Genomic DNA, 13,723 nt, shown 5'->3' with positions numbered 1-13,723 from the left:
TTTCACATTTTTCTATACAGTTACGATGTAACAAGACAACCCCTCCGCGCGTCTTGTTAATAGTGGAAAAAGGAGGATACAATCTGCATGAACACATATAGAAAACATGCGCTGCGTTTTTGTGCCGGAACAGTCATAACAGCCAGTCTTCTTTCATTCCCGCTCGCCTCGTCCGGCCTTGCTGCGGCAGCCAACGCCGCGACAGCGGTCACGCCCGTACCGGTAGCGATCTCCAAGGGGATTCAAAATGTGACCCGGCTGATTCCCGAGCTGAGAAACAGCTCGGTTGTATACGATGGTCCCGTTGACGGTCCAGGGGTCAGCGGGGATAGTATTTCTTTTATCATGGCGGTGAATAAAGGGGAAGTGAAGTCTGATCGTGCGATATTCGATAGTCAATCGGGGAATCTGCTGGTGCTGGAGCTGAACCCTGCGGGTACCTCAAACCATCAGACAGGGCAGCTGACCGAGGAAGTCGTCAAGTCGAGGGCTGCCGGCTTTCTTTTTGGCCTTCATCCTTTCGGAAAATCATATGAAGCGCGAGACGTCACCCGCAAGGACGGTACGTTTACGGTGCGTTTTGTCCGCAAGCATAATCAAGTCGCACTAAGCGATCCCTACGACTGTTTTGTCACTGTCGATGCAACAGGCCGGATTATCGGCTTCCGAACGTTTAACGGCGCTCTTTACGAACCGATCGACCACAAGGAAATGCCGTCTCCGCAGCGCGTTTTGTCGATGGCGACAGCCCAACAGCGCTTTGCCGAAAGCAAGCCGCTGGAGCTGATGTACATGGTTCCCGGGCAAGCCTCACCGTTGTCCGGAGCAGAAGCGGGCAAACCCCAGGCGCATCTGGTCTATGCCATCAAGGGCGGGATAGTAGCAGGCCCTCATACCGGCAGTGCCATTGATGCCTTTACGGGAAAACGCATGGAGGCCGCCCCCGCGAAGGCGAAAACGGTCTCCGTTGTCGGCAAAGGAAGCTATGCCGCTCTGAAAAACGAGGCGGAGGTAAAGGTATTTGCCAAGGAAATCACTGGAAAAGACGTGGAGAAATGGCCGCTGTCGGAGTTTGCAAAGGACATGGAGAATGGTGAGCAGCACCGCGTTTATGTCTGGGGAATTTTCAAAAAAGATGTGACTGATCAGGAGAAGCCGTACCAACTGGGAAATTTTCCGGACGAGGCGAAGGGAGACAAGAGATATCATCTGCTCGTCGAAGTCGATGCCAAGACAGGCAAACTGATGGGCATGAGCCAAACCGATGGGACGTCTCCACGGAAAAAAACAGACAAGAGCAGGGATCTCCAATCGGCTGTCTCCTGGTTGGAAAAGCTGCTGCCATCAGGTACTCAGCAGTTCCGCGTGTTTGATGAGGGCAACGAAGAGCGGAGCATTTGGGTGGCCGATCCGGTCGTGGCGGGTCTGCCGGTGATCAAGAGCGGACAATCCGCAGAAGAGGGCGCATATGTCGTGGAAGTCAATCCTTTGGACGGTTCGATCCGCGAACTGAGGGCGGAGCGCTATGATCAGGCGAAATTGCCGGAGCGTGCCAAAGCCATTGCCGAGCAAGCAGCTCTAAACGCCCTGCTGCAGGCGTATCCGCTGGAGCTTACGTACGTAAAGCTGCAAAACAGACCAGAGGACAAACCGGAGTGGAAGCTTGTGTACGACCTGTCCTTCCGACAATCGCGTGCCCATTGCTTCTGCGGACCGGAGCCCCGGGTGGATACGACCGTTTACGTGGATGCTCTGACTGGAAAAGTGATGGTCGATGAATAGACGCTGGCTCCACAAACAGAAAAAGCCGTTCGGAAGAAGAATCCGAACGGCTTTTGACTTGCTTCCCGAAAAGGGTTTTATGCATATGCTTGCGCTTCGTACCCGATGATCTGGTTCAGCTTTACCTTCTTGTCATCGCCTAGAACAAACTCGACCAGGCCGTTTTTCATGCTGACGGCTTTGATCACTCCTGTGTGTTCGTTGGTCGTGGTCGTACCGTCTGTTTGGGTGGCCGAGTCTGTGTAGGTGATTTTATAGCCGATCATCTGGGCGTACTGGAGGGTATTATCCATACTCACATTGTCCGGCTTGACCGCCATGCCTGTGATGTTTTCCAGCTGGATCGCATTTCCGTTGTCCAACTGGAATTGAACGACATTGTTTTTCAGCGTAAATCCGACGATGACTCCGTTCTTGACCTCATCGACGGTCGTGACGTCATCTGTAGTGTCAGGGTTTCCGTCCTTGTCCACTTGTTTGGATTCGGTATAGGAAACCTCCTTGCCGATCATCCCGGCGTACTTGATGCTGCTGTCCAGACTGTTTCCGGACAAGCCCTTCGATTCCAGGCCCTCGATCCATTCGCGCGGAACCGGCGTTTTCTCGCCCTGGATGCGGAAATAGATTTTTCCCTGATCCATGTATACGGCTTCGATGACTCCCGATTTTTTCTTATGGGTCACCTCGCCGGTCATTTCGTCTTTTGTCTGCATGTCATAGCTGGCTGTTCTGCCGACGAGCGTTTCGTATTCGCGCAGGGTCAGCATGCTGCTGTTAGATTGCTCCATCAGGCTGGCCATTTTAGTCAGCTTCTCGACCATGGTCATCATGCTCGTCTGCTGCAGGAATTGCGAGTTGTCCATCGGAGAGAGCGGGTCCTGGTGTTTCAGCTGCTCCAGCATCAGCTTCATAAAGGCATTTTGGTCCAGCTCGGTGGAAAACTCCTTTTTGCCTTTATAGCTCAAATGGGGTTGTATATAAGTGCTGTTATTGACGGTGTTTGTATCTGACATGACTGTCCTCCCTGTCCTGACGGGTCCTTCGATACGGTCGAATTCTTCTTTAGAAGTATCGGCAAAAGCGGCCTGAAAGTGAAGACAAACATTTGTTCGAATTTCCGGCTTATTTTTTGAATGATTGTGTTATAATGGAAATGAGATGTGACAAGGAGATGAACGAGGGAATGGACCGTTTTGAATTGGTATCGGAGTTTCAGCCGTCCGGAGACCAGCCGACAGCCATTGCCGAGCTGGTGGAGGGTGTACTTGCCGGAAAGCGGCACCAGACACTGCTGGGCGCGACCGGTACGGGAAAGACCTTTACGGTAGCCCAGGTGATAGCCCAGGTCAACAAGCCGACGCTGGTGATGGCCCACAACAAGACGCTGGCTGCCCAGCTGTGTGCCGAGTTCAAGGAGTTTTTCCCGAACAACGCGGTGGAATACTTCGTCAGCTACTACGATTACTATCAACCGGAAGCGTACATTCCCCAATCGGATACGTATATCGAAAAGGATTCCAGCATCAACGACGAGATCGACAAGCTGCGCCACTCCGCAACCAGCGCGTTGTTTGAGCGGCGCGACGTGATTATCGTCGCTTCGGTGTCGTGCATTTACGGTTTGGGTTCTCCCGAAGAGTACCGGGAGCTGCTGCTGTCGCTCCGGGTCGGGATGGAAAAAAGCCGTGACGAGATCCTGCACCGTCTGGTGGACATCCAATACGATCGAAACGACATCAACTTCACGCGCGGGACATTCCGTGTACGAGGCGATGTCGTGGAAATATTCCCTGCTTCGCACAGCGAGCAGGCGATTCGGGTCGAATTTTTCGGCGATGAGATCGAACGAATCACCGCCATCGATGTCCTGACCGGGGAAATCCTCGGGCAGCGCGATCACGTGGCGATTTTCCCTGCTTCCCACTACGTGACGCGGGAAGAAAAAATGAAACGCGCCGTCCAAAACATTGAGCTGGAGCTGGAGGCAAGGCTCGCGGAGTTTCGCGAAGCAGGCAAGCTGCTGGAGGCCCAGCGTCTGGAGCAGCGCACCCGCTACGACATCGAGATGATGATGGAGATGGGCTTCTGCTCCGGGATCGAAAACTACTCGCGCCATCTGACCGGCCTGCCGGAAGGACACGCGCCGTATACGCTGATCGATTATTTTCCCGACGACTTTCTCGTCGTCATGGATGAGTCGCATATGACCCTGCCGCAAGTCCGCGCCATGTACAACGGAGACCGGGCGCGCAAGGATGTCCTCGTTGATCACGGCTTCCGTCTGCCGTCGGCGCGCGACAACAGGCCGCTCAAATTCGAAGAGTTCGAAGCCAAGCTGAAGCAGGCGATCTACATTTCCGCCACACCGGGTCCCTATGAGCTGGAGCATTGTCCCGAAGTCGTCCAGCAGGTTATCCGTCCGACCGGTCTGGTGGACCCGACTGTGACCGTCCGCCCGATCAAGGGGCAAATCGACGATCTGATCGGCGAGATTCAGGCGACGATCGCCAAGGACGAACGGGTTCTGGTGACGACCTTGACGAAAAAGATGTCCGAAGACCTGACCGATTACCTGAAGGATATTGGCATCAAGGTTCGCTATCTGCACTCTGACATCAAGACGATTGAGCGGATGCAGATTTTGCGTTCCTTGCGCCTGGGTGAATTTGACGTGCTGATCGGGATCAACCTGCTGCGGGAGGGTCTCGATTTGCCGGAGGTTTCGCTCGTCGCCATTCTCGACGCGGACAAAGAGGGCTTCCTGCGCAACGAGCGCTCCCTGATCCAGACGATCGGACGCGCCGCGCGCAACGCCGAGGGACGCGTCATCATGTACGCCGACAAAATAACGGATTCGATGCAGGCGGCGATCAGCGAGACCGAGCGGCGCCGCAGAATCCAGACGGAATACAACGAAAAGCACGGAATTACGCCGCAAACGGTCAAAAAGGCTGTCCGCGAAGTCATCGAAGCGACCAAGGTGGCGGAAGAAAAGGCAGACTACCTGCCGCATGCGGACTTCAAAAAAATGCCGAAGAAGGATCGCATCCAGGTGATCGAGCGGATGGAAGAAGAAATGAAGGAAGCGGCGCGCAACCTCATGTTCGAGCGAGCAGCCGAGTTGCGTGATTTGATTCTTGAGCTGAAGGCAGAGCTCTAAGGAGAGGGAATTGCATGCCATTGGAACATATTGTGGTAAAAGGCGCCCGTGCCCACAATCTGAAAAACGTCGATGTCGTCATTCCTCGCGACAAGTTTGTCGTGCTGACGGGATTGTCGGGCTCAGGGAAGTCATCGCTTGCATTTGATACGATTTACGCCGAAGGACAGCGGCGGTATGTAGAGTCGCTGTCCGCTTATGCCCGTCAATTTCTCGGGCAGATGGACAAGCCGGACGTGGATTCCATCGAAGGCTTGTCTCCCGCGATCTCGATCGATCAAAAGACGACGAGCCGCAACCCGCGCTCTACGGTAGGGACCGTAACCGAAATTTACGATTACCTGCGCCTGTTGTACGCACGCGTAGGCAGAGCGATCTGTCCGGAACACGGCATCGAGATCCAGTCCCAGACGATCGAGCAGATGGTCGACCGCGTGATGGTGTACCCCGAGCGTACGCGCCTGCAAATCCTGGCTCCAATGGTTCAGGGACGCAAAGGGGAGCACGTCAAGCTCCTGGAGGACATCCGTAAGCAGGGCTTTGTCCGCGTGCGGGTAGACGGCGAGATTCGCGATTTGTCCGAGGAGATCAAGCTGGAGAAAAACAAAAAGCACAGCATCGAGGTCGTCGTGGACCGGATTGTCGTCAAGCCGGACGTGCAGGCGCGTCTGGCCGATTCGCTGGAGACGGCGCTTCGTCTGGCCGATGGAAAGGTGATCGTCGACGTCATGGAGCAGGAAGAGCTGTTGTTCAGCGAGAAACACTCCTGCCCGGTCTGCGGCTTTTCCATCGGTGAGCTGGAGCCGCGCATGTTTTCTTTCAACAGCCCGTTCGGCGCCTGCCCGGAGTGCGATGGACTGGGCGTCAAGCTGGAAGTGGACCCGGACATGGTCGTACCCGACGTCACCAAGTCGCTTGCCGACGGTGCCATCGGGGCCTGGGAGCCGAAATCCTCGACGTATTACCAACAGCTTCTGGAGTCCGCTTGCCGTCATTTCGGCATTCGGATGGACATCCCGTACGAAGAGCTGCCGGAGGAGCACAAACAAATCCTGATGTACGGCAGCCAGGGAGAAAAAATCCAGTTCCGCTACGAAAACGAGTTTGGCCAGGTGCGGGAGGCGACGGTTCCTTTCGAGGGTGTGGTGCCCAACCTGCAGCGCCGCCATCTGGAGACCAGTTCTGACTATATTCGCGAACAAATCGAAGGCTTCATGAGCCAAAAGCATTGCCCTGTTTGCAAGGGACATCGCCTTCGTCAGGAAAGCCTGGCCGTACGGGTGGGCGGGCGCAGCATTTCCGAGCTGACCGATCTGTCTATCACCGATGCGTATCAGTTTATCGATACACTGGATCTGACCGAAAAAGAAATGAAGATCGCAAACTTGATCGTGAAGGAAATCAAGGCTCGCCTCAACTTCCTGATCGACGTCGGACTGGACTACCTGACGTTGAGCCGTGCGGCAGGTACGCTTTCCGGCGGGGAGGCGCAGCGCATCCGGCTTGCCACCCAGATCGGTTCCAGCCTGATGGGCGTTCTCTACATCCTGGACGAGCCGAGCATCGGTCTCCATCAGCGCGACAACGCCCGCCTGATCAAGACGCTGGAGCACATGACCAAGCTGGGCAATACGCTGATTGTCGTTGAGCATGACGAGGATACGATGATGGCTTGCGACTACATCATCGACATCGGTCCGGGAGCCGGCATTCACGGAGGACGAGTCATTGCGGCAGGTACGCCGCAGGAAGTGATGGAGAACCCCGATTCCTTGACGGGCGCTTACCTGAGCGGACGCAAGTTCATTCCGGTGCCGATGGAGCGCCGCAAGCCAAGCGACAAGTGGCTTGCTATCGAGGGAGCAAAAGAAAACAACCTGAAAAACGTCACTGCGAAAATCCCGCTCGGCTTGTTTGTCGCCGTCACGGGCGTGTCCGGTTCGGGAAAAAGCACATTGATTAACGAGATTTTGCACAAGGCGCTGGCCCGCGAGCTCAACCGCGCCAAGGCAAAGCCGGGCGAGCATAGGCGGATAACGGGTCTGGAGCACCTCGACAAGGTGATCGATATCGACCAGTCGCCGATCGGACGTACGCCGCGCTCCAACCCTGCCACGTATACCGGCGTGTTCGACGATATCCGCGATCTGTTTGCGTCGACCAACGAAGCGAAAGTCCGCGGGTACAAAAAGGGCCGCTTCAGCTTCAATGTGAAGGGCGGCCGCTGTGAAGCGTGCAGCGGTGACGGAATTATCAAGATTGAAATGCACTTTCTGCCCGATGTATACGTCCCTTGCGAGGTTTGCCACGGCAAGCGCTACAATCGGGAAACGCTGGAAGTGAAATACAAGGGCAAAAGCATTGCCGACGTGCTGGAAATGACGATTGAGGATTCGCTGGAGTATTTCCGCAACCTGCCGAGGATCGAGCGCAAGCTGCAAACCTTGCTCGACGTGGGACTGGGCTACATGAAGCTGGGACAGCCGGCCACCACGCTCTCAGGCGGGGAAGCGCAGCGCGTCAAGCTCGCTTCCGAGCTGTACCGCCGAAGCTCCGGCCGTACTCTCTATATCCTCGACGAACCGACGACTGGCCTGCATACCGACGACATTGACCGCCTGCTGAAAGTATTGCAGAGGTTGGTGGAAAACGGGGACACGGTACTGGTGATCGAGCACAACCTGGATGTCATCAAGACGGTAGACCACATTATTGATTTGGGCCCGGAAGGCGGTACCCGCGGCGGACAAATCGTAGGCACCGGGACGCCGGAAGAGCTGGCAGAGGTGCAGGGGTCTTATACCGGCCAGTTCCTGAAGCCTGTCCTGGAACGCGACCGCGCTCGCACGGCAGCCAGATTGGAAGAGCTCGTCTCCAAGTAAGTGCAACTGACATGAGCACGATGGCTCGTGAGTATAATGGAGTATGACTCGGCAAGGATGTCAGTCAAATGTGCGCATTTTTACGAGAGGGCCCATGCAGGCGCTCATCTAAATAAGAACGAGCTTCAAGAGATGCACGACACAGCCCGGAGTAATCACTCCGGGTTTTCTTTCCGAAGCAGCAAAATCGGATTTCTTTTAAAAAAGCAGTGCTTTACTTCCGTCCGTAAAGGGAGAGTGTAAAGAGATGGAGTTCGCAAAAGAAGCGCTGGCATGCTTGCCAAAGCTATTGGTAAAAAAGGCGGAACGGTTTTTCGGCGGACAGGACCCGGCGCATGATTGGCAGCACAATCTTCGCGTCATTGGACTATGTGAGCGGATCGGGCGCGAGGAATCGGCAGATATGGAAATCCTCCGGCTGGCTGCTTTGCTTCACGATATTGGCCGTGCGGAAGAAAGACGGACGGGGGAGTGTCATGCGGAAATTAGCGCACGCCTCGTGCCGGAGCTGCTGACAGAGTACGCTTATTCTGCCGAAAAAGTAGCGCTGGTCCAACAGGTGATCCTGGCTCACCGCTTTCGAAAGGAGCGGCCGCCGACTTCGCTTGAGGACCAGATCCTTTTCGATGCCGACAAACTGGACTCGATTGGTGCGATCGGGATTGCTCGCGCGTTTGCCTATTCGGGAGTGATCGGTCAACCGCTTGTCTCGGATGAGCCGTCCCAGCATACGCCCGCCAAGGAGTACGAAAGGAAGCTCAGCCGGATAAAAGAACGTCTGATAACCGGGACAGCACGTCGTATCGCGGCAGAGCGCCACGCCTTTATGCAACAGTTTTTTGAACAGTGGAACAAAGAACTGCAAGGGGAGCTTTAGTGATTCAGGCAGCGTTGCCTGTTTCTAAAGCCACAGGAAAGAGGGGAAACGGATGATTCGATGGATACTCAAGCTCTTGTTGAACGGTGCGGCCTTGTTGTTGATTAGCCAGTGGTTTGAGACGATTACCCTCTCCAGTTTCGGGGTAGCGGTCTGGGCGGCATTCATCCTGGGGGTGGTCAACACGGTTATCAGGCCGATCCTGGTGTTCTTTTCCTTGCCGCTGCACTTCTTGACACTGGGATTGTTTTGGTTCGTGATCAACACGCTCACCTTTGCGCTGACCGCCTATATGATCAATGGCTTTGAGGTGGGGAACTGGCCGGGATCATTCTGGACGGTTCTGATGGCAGCGGCGCTAATGAGCTTGTTTGGGTGGATCATTGAGAGCGTCCTCAGCAAAAACAAGTAAGCAACGTTTCATAAAAGGACATGGTGGGGTGCAGCCAGCCTGACTGGAAGGACCGGAAGACTGGATGAAAGATGGCAGGAAAAAAGAGAGTGGCTGTCTTCGCAGGTAGAGCTTTCCTCGCGAAACAGCCGCTTTTCACGTAAAAAAGGGAGCCCCCGCGTTCGGGGACACCCTTGTGTGTGTAAAGGCGGAAAGACTACTGCTGTTTTTCGCGCTGAGAAGGAGGAACCGGTTCGTAGAAGAAGCCTCCTTTTAATACTCCGGCAACATGCAAGGCTGACAAGGATGCAAAGAAATTAGATGCCAGTTTACGCAATTTCTTCATAACGTACCACCCTTTCGAATCATTTGTTCAAGGCCGGCCACCATACGGTATGAAACCGGATGGAGGTGCAGCGACTGAAGAAAAACAGCGAGTGTGTAAATCATAGCTGGTTTTTGGTAATATATTACTAGAAAAAATATAAAAACGCAACCTATCGCAACCATAAATAAAACTATTTTTTTGTTGAGTTGTCTTACTCCTTCATCGGTAGGCAGATACGTATGCGCGGCGGGAGCATGCCGCCAATTAATCAAAAAGGCTGCGCTCATGGAAATGATGATCAAGAAATAGGCCAATGGTATGGGAAGCAAGGGAAGACGGGCCATCGCGAATCCTGCTCCTGACAAGGTCACTGTCCCGACGATGAGACAGGACATAGGGGTGCTCATGTGAACCCCCCCGGTGATAAGGCGATGCAAGTAGTAGATGGCGGTGAGGAAAAAAACCTCCCATACGATGTCGAGTAGGAGAGAAACGAGGAACAGGCAGCACACGTTTAAAAGATTTAAGAGAAAGATTTCGATGCCGTGAGAGAGCTGTTCCTCTGTGTGAGTGGTATCATCAGATATGAGTTTTTTGGCAATCCGCTTCGATGTCTTTTCCATCCATCCCATCGAAACACCCCTTTATTACAAGCTAAAGGAAATACGAAAGCTGGTAACGCCTTGTTCTGAGCGAACCTGAATCTTGCCTCCGTATCTTTCGGTCACGGATTTGACAATAGCCAGTCCAACCCCTCCTTCTCCATTTGTTTTCGTCGTATATCCCAGTTGAAATATGGCTTCGAGTTTTTCTGGTGGAATCGTAGGTCCACTATTTTCGATATTAAGGTATTGCTCCCCTTCGGAATAACCCCATTCCAGCTTTATATAACGGTTTTCCTCCAGTTCGTAGGAGGAAGCTCGAATGGCATTGTCGAAAAGGTTGCCGATAATCTTGATCAGGTCATACGTTCGAATAAAAGAAAATTGATGAGTTCCGAAGATTTTGATGTCGCAGGATATTCGCTCGGCGATGCAAATAGCCATTTTCGATTGAAACAGCGCAGAGATGGCCGGATTTTGAATGCCCTCCAAAACTTGGACACTGTTTTCCACCGCTTGTTCGATTGACACCGTTTCCTGCAGAAGCTGCTGCACGTATTCTCTGCCCATATCATGCATGCCTTCCTTCAGGAAACCATTGATAGCCGTGTAGTGGTTGAGAGAATCGTGTTTGATGGACCGGATCGCGGTCAAAAGGTCGTTGATGCTTTGCAGATAAGGGGTTTCCGTTTCAGTCTCGACGCGGTTAATCGTCAGGTTGACGTAAATTCGGAAAAGGTAGACGATCACGATAAACAAGAACAGAATGACGAGTTGAAAGAATAGCTGATATTGTGTCGTGTAAAATTGAAGTAAAGGAGAATTGTTACCCCTGATAAAAAACGATGTGTTCATAAACAAGATCAACAAAAACTCAACGCTTCCAATCAAAATCAGCATGAACAGGTAACGGTTATGACGGTTTCGCGGAATCATCCTCCGTAAATCGATCTTGAGCATTCGCAGAAAGAAAGCCAAAAGCGCCAGGATCAATAAATAAAGCAAGCCCGCAAAATGCTTCAGAAACGATGTGGTGATAATGTCAACTCCGTAAATTTGTTGGCTGTTGAACAGCATCAGAAGTGCAAATTCTGCGAGGATCATGCCTCCGATCGAGGCAATCGCCATGGAAACAGCCACAAACACCCTTACTTTAAAGAGAAGCAGGATAAACAGGCAGGTCACGAGAAGCATCGTGACAATTTTCGGTTGGTAGGGGACATTTGACAGGCTGAGAGACTCCCCTGCAATTGCGAATAGGATACAAAAAAAGATAGCTTTCTTTAATTGGGCAACCGGAGATTGATTGAATAGAGCAAAACCGATTGTCAGAAGCAAGAAGGCTTCGGGTACATCTATAAGGAAGAAACGGAGCAGGAAATCCAATTACCTTGCCTCCTCTCAATCTGTAACGCACATACGAAAAACGGGGGCAATTATGTAACTTCTAGTATACCAGACTGTATGTAACAAAGCTGAAACACTACTTCTATCTTATGAAATAAGTCGATTAATGTAAATGATGTTGAAAGAGTTTGAATATTCTGATGTTGAGCGACGCTGGCTCTTTCGATACAATGGGGATACAAAAAGGGACGAGCGCAGGCAGACTTGGAGGGGGAAGACTAGTGAGGAAAACAAAAGTAAGTCACCTGATGGATCATTTCAACATGAAGCTGCTGAGCGGCGAAGAAGGGCTGGGGAGAGAGATAACGGTAACGGACTTGAGTCGTCCGGGTCTTCAGCTGGCCGGCTATTACTCGTATTACGCCGAAGAACGCATCCAACTGTTCGGATTGACCGAAATAAATTTTTTCGAGACGCTCACCAGGGAAGAAAGGCTGGAACGCATGCGTTTTCTCATGCAAGACCAAACCCCTTGTTTTTGTGTGGCCCGCAGCCTGCAGGTGCCGGAAGAAATACTGGAGATTTCCAATGAACGCGGTCTTCCCGTCCTCCAATCATCGCTCGCGACTACCACTTTGGTAGGCAAAGTGACTAATTTCCTGGAGAATCGGCTGGCTCCGACGACTACCATTCACGGTGTGTTGACCGACATTTACGGGGTAGGCGTGCTGATCATGGGTTCTAGCGGAATTGGAAAAAGCGAGGCGGCATTGGAGCTGGTCAAGCGGGGGCACCGTCTCGTGGCGGATGACGCGGTAGAAATTCGCCAAACCCAGGGAGGGCAGCTGGTCGGAAGCGCTCCGGAGCTGATTCAGCATTTGCTTGAAATTCGCGGTGTCGGCATTATCAATGTGATGACCATGTTTGGCGCGGGTGCCGTCCGGAACGTCAAAAACATCGCCATGGTAGTCCAACTGGAGCTGTGGGAACCGCATAAGCAATACGAACGACTTGGGCTGGATGAAGAAACAATCAAGATTATGGATACGGAAATCCCGATCATTACCGTGCCTGTCCGTCCCGGCCGCAACCTGGCGGTCATCATCGAAGTGGCCGCGATGAACTTCAGGCTGAAGCGGATGGGATACAATGCCGCCGTTCATTTTTCCAAAAAGCAGTCCGATATGATTTTGGAGGACACCGATTCCGACTTGTAGACGAGCTGTTCAAGAGCGGTCAGCTTTACCAGCATCTTGTGAAAGGCACACGCGAAAGGGACGAGCAGATGAGCAGAAAGACCAAACGATTTCCCGTTCACGGGGCGAATCCGTTGTGGCAGTTGTATAAAACCGTTAGCTTCTGGAAAGTGGTCAAAAATTTTGTCGTCATACAGATTGCCCGATACACGCCGTTTCTCTCCTGGAAAAACTGGCTCTACCGGACTTTTTTGCGGATGGACATCGGAGAAAAGACAGCGGTAGCGTTGATGGTCATGATGGACATCATGTTTCCGGAGCTGATCAAGATCGGCCGCAATTGCGTGATCGGCTACAATACGACCATTCTTGCGCACGAGTACCTGGTGGATGAATACCGATTGGGAGAAGTCCGCATTGAAGACCGCGTGCTGATCGGGGCCAACAGCACCATTTTGCCGGGAATCACCATCGGCGAAGGGGCGATCGTGGCTGCCGGAACGGTTGTCCACAAGGATGTTCCTCCCGGAGCGTTCGTGGGCGGCAATCCGATGCAGATCATTCGCGAAGAGGTCGATCAGCGGACCACTGAGCAGACAACATAGCAAAGAAGCAAGTCATCGAACCGCCGGGCAATCGGCGGTTTCGTTTGTAATCTAGGCTTTCGACGGAGCCGCTTTTTTGTTGGTGGATGGACGGGCTTTTGGTGGAGGAGATGAAAAAGGAGAAAACGGCTACAGGTTCGGTGGGACACTGCGAGGGGTTGGACTGTCCGGCTGCATTCCAAAAGCAAAACCGCGTCCAAAAGCGGCTGGCTCGAAGAAGCGTTTCAGAGTTGGACGCTAAAAGCGTGTTTTGCTTTTTCCATTCCGCCTGGGAGGTGTCCCAAAGACCTTCGCCGTTTTCTCCTTTTTCATCTCTACAGCTGTTGGTTACATCTAAAAAACAGTTTGGGCATACGCTTGAATGGTTGAAAAAGAGCCTTACTTGCGAAGAGGGCTGACATTCAAAAAGAATCTCCTGTCGGATTGATGAGATCAGGTTTCCCATAAGCCTTAGACAACCTGAGTTATCCCGCGTGCTTTTTAAAGCTGGCAGAAGCAGTTCTGCTCGACAGAGAAGCCTGTTTCCATTCGGAGCGACTAGCGAAGTCCAGCC

12 protein-coding genes are annotated in these 13,723 nt (G+C 52.8%); 7 read left to right on the top strand and 5 right to left on the bottom strand.

Annotated features, from left to right (window positions below):
• Positions 1 to 87 precede the first annotated feature (87 nt).
• Entirely contained in the window at positions 88 to 1,782 is a 1,695-nt protein-coding gene (locus Q3F21_RS01930; RefSeq protein ID WP_340249626.1) for a hypothetical protein, read from the top strand.
• A gap of 77 nt (positions 1,783 to 1,859) precedes the next feature.
• Here the strand turns inward: Q3F21_RS01930 and Q3F21_RS01925 are convergent, their stop codons facing one another.
• Positions 1,860 to 2,795 carry a flagellar hook assembly protein FlgD gene (locus tag Q3F21_RS01925; RefSeq protein WP_340249625.1) on the bottom strand — a complete coding sequence of 312 codons (936 nt, stop codon included), beginning with the start codon at positions 2,793 to 2,795 and terminating at the stop codon, positions 1,860 to 1,862.
• Positions 2,796 to 2,965: 170 nt separating this feature from the next.
• Between Q3F21_RS01925 and uvrB the strand changes: the two genes are divergently transcribed.
• The 4 genes from uvrB to Q3F21_RS01905 all read left to right on the top strand — a co-directional run bounded on the left by uvrB (position 2,966) and on the right by Q3F21_RS01905 (position 9,113).
• Positions 2,966 to 4,942, top strand: coding sequence for an excinuclease ABC subunit UvrB (uvrB, locus tag Q3F21_RS01920; protein ID WP_340249624.1), 1,977 nt, complete (start codon positions 2,966 to 2,968; stop codon positions 4,940 to 4,942).
• Positions 4,943 to 4,956: 14 nt separating this feature from the next.
• Positions 4,957 to 7,824 carry an excinuclease ABC subunit UvrA gene (uvrA, locus tag Q3F21_RS01915; RefSeq protein ID WP_340249622.1) on the top strand — a complete coding sequence of 956 codons (2,868 nt, stop codon included), beginning with the start codon at positions 4,957 to 4,959 and terminating at the stop codon, positions 7,822 to 7,824.
• 247 nt (positions 7,825 to 8,071) lie between these two features.
• The gene (locus tag Q3F21_RS01910; RefSeq protein WP_340249621.1) at positions 8,072 to 8,701 is read left to right on the top strand and encodes an HD domain-containing protein; all 630 of its coding nucleotides are present in this window, start codon (positions 8,072 to 8,074) and stop codon (positions 8,699 to 8,701) included.
• Positions 8,702 to 8,753: 52 nt separating this feature from the next.
• Positions 8,754 to 9,113 carry a phage holin family protein gene (locus tag Q3F21_RS01905; RefSeq protein WP_340249620.1) on the top strand — a complete coding sequence of 120 codons (360 nt, stop codon included), beginning with the start codon at positions 8,754 to 8,756 and terminating at the stop codon, positions 9,111 to 9,113.
• Positions 9,114 to 9,309: 196 nt separating this feature from the next.
• Here the strand turns inward: Q3F21_RS01905 and Q3F21_RS01900 are convergent, their stop codons facing one another.
• Genes Q3F21_RS01900 through Q3F21_RS01890 form a run of 3 tightly spaced genes read right to left on the bottom strand, consistent with a single transcriptional unit; the run spans position 9,310 to position 11,408 of the window.
• The gene (locus tag Q3F21_RS01900) at positions 9,310 to 9,438 is read right to left on the bottom strand and encodes a hypothetical protein (RefSeq protein WP_340249619.1); all 129 of its coding nucleotides are present in this window, start codon (positions 9,436 to 9,438) and stop codon (positions 9,310 to 9,312) included.
• Positions 9,435 to 10,052 carry an accessory gene regulator ArgB-like protein gene (locus Q3F21_RS01895; RefSeq protein ID WP_340249617.1) on the bottom strand — a complete coding sequence of 206 codons (618 nt, stop codon included), beginning with the start codon at positions 10,050 to 10,052 and terminating at the stop codon, positions 9,435 to 9,437. Before Q3F21_RS01895 ends, Q3F21_RS01900 begins: the two co-directional genes overlap by 4 nt.
• Before the next feature lie 15 nt (positions 10,053 to 10,067).
• Positions 10,068 to 11,408 (bottom strand): sensor histidine kinase, encoded by a 1,341-nt coding sequence (locus Q3F21_RS01890; RefSeq protein ID WP_340249615.1) that lies wholly within the window; start codon positions 11,406 to 11,408, stop codon positions 10,068 to 10,070.
• Positions 11,409 to 11,650: 242 nt separating this feature from the next.
• Between Q3F21_RS01890 and hprK the strand changes: the two genes are divergently transcribed.
• Positions 11,651 to 12,586, top strand: a complete 936-nt coding sequence (gene hprK / locus Q3F21_RS01885; protein ID WP_340249613.1) for an HPr(Ser) kinase/phosphatase — start codon at positions 11,651 to 11,653, stop codon at positions 12,584 to 12,586.
• A gap of 68 nt (positions 12,587 to 12,654) precedes the next feature.
• Positions 12,655 to 13,170, top strand: coding sequence for an acyltransferase (locus tag Q3F21_RS01880; RefSeq protein WP_340249611.1), 516 nt, complete (start codon positions 12,655 to 12,657; stop codon positions 13,168 to 13,170).
• On the opposite strand, the gene Q3F21_RS01875 is transcribed toward Q3F21_RS01880, so the two are convergent.
• Positions 13,124 to 13,723 (bottom strand): hypothetical protein (locus Q3F21_RS01875; protein WP_340249609.1); only part of this gene is annotated, 600 nt, incomplete at its 5' end. The genes Q3F21_RS01880 and Q3F21_RS01875 overlap by 47 nt on opposite strands.

The sequence above is a fragment of the Brevibacillus borstelensis genome, from assembly GCF_037834415.1.
Classification (GTDB): domain Bacteria; phylum Bacillota; class Bacilli; order Brevibacillales; family Brevibacillaceae; genus Brevibacillus; species Brevibacillus borstelensis_A.
This window is presented reverse-complemented; position numbering and strand designations above follow the sequence as displayed.

Bases quoted from the DNA above. Each gene is read 5' to 3' on its own strand.
- Q3F21_RS01930 (WP_340249626.1), top strand. From the start codon at position 88: ATGAACACATATAGAAAACATGCGCTGCGTTTTTGTGCCGGAACAGTC.
- Q3F21_RS01925 (WP_340249625.1), bottom strand. From the start codon at position 2,795: ATGTCAGATACAAACACCGTCAATAACAGCACTTATATACAACCCCAT.
- uvrB (WP_340249624.1), top strand. From the start codon at position 2,966: ATGGACCGTTTTGAATTGGTATCGGAGTTTCAGCCGTCCGGAGACCAG.
- uvrA (WP_340249622.1), top strand. From the start codon at position 4,957: ATGCCATTGGAACATATTGTGGTAAAAGGCGCCCGTGCCCACAATCTG.
- Q3F21_RS01910 (WP_340249621.1), top strand. From the start codon at position 8,072: ATGGAGTTCGCAAAAGAAGCGCTGGCATGCTTGCCAAAGCTATTGGTA.
- Q3F21_RS01905 (WP_340249620.1), top strand. From the start codon at position 8,754: ATGATTCGATGGATACTCAAGCTCTTGTTGAACGGTGCGGCCTTGTTG.
- Q3F21_RS01900 (WP_340249619.1), bottom strand. From the start codon at position 9,438: ATGAAGAAATTGCGTAAACTGGCATCTAATTTCTTTGCATCCTTGTCA.
- Q3F21_RS01895 (WP_340249617.1), bottom strand. From the start codon at position 10,052: ATGGGATGGATGGAAAAGACATCGAAGCGGATTGCCAAAAAACTCATA.
- Q3F21_RS01880 (WP_340249611.1), top strand. From the start codon at position 12,655: ATGAGCAGAAAGACCAAACGATTTCCCGTTCACGGGGCGAATCCGTTG.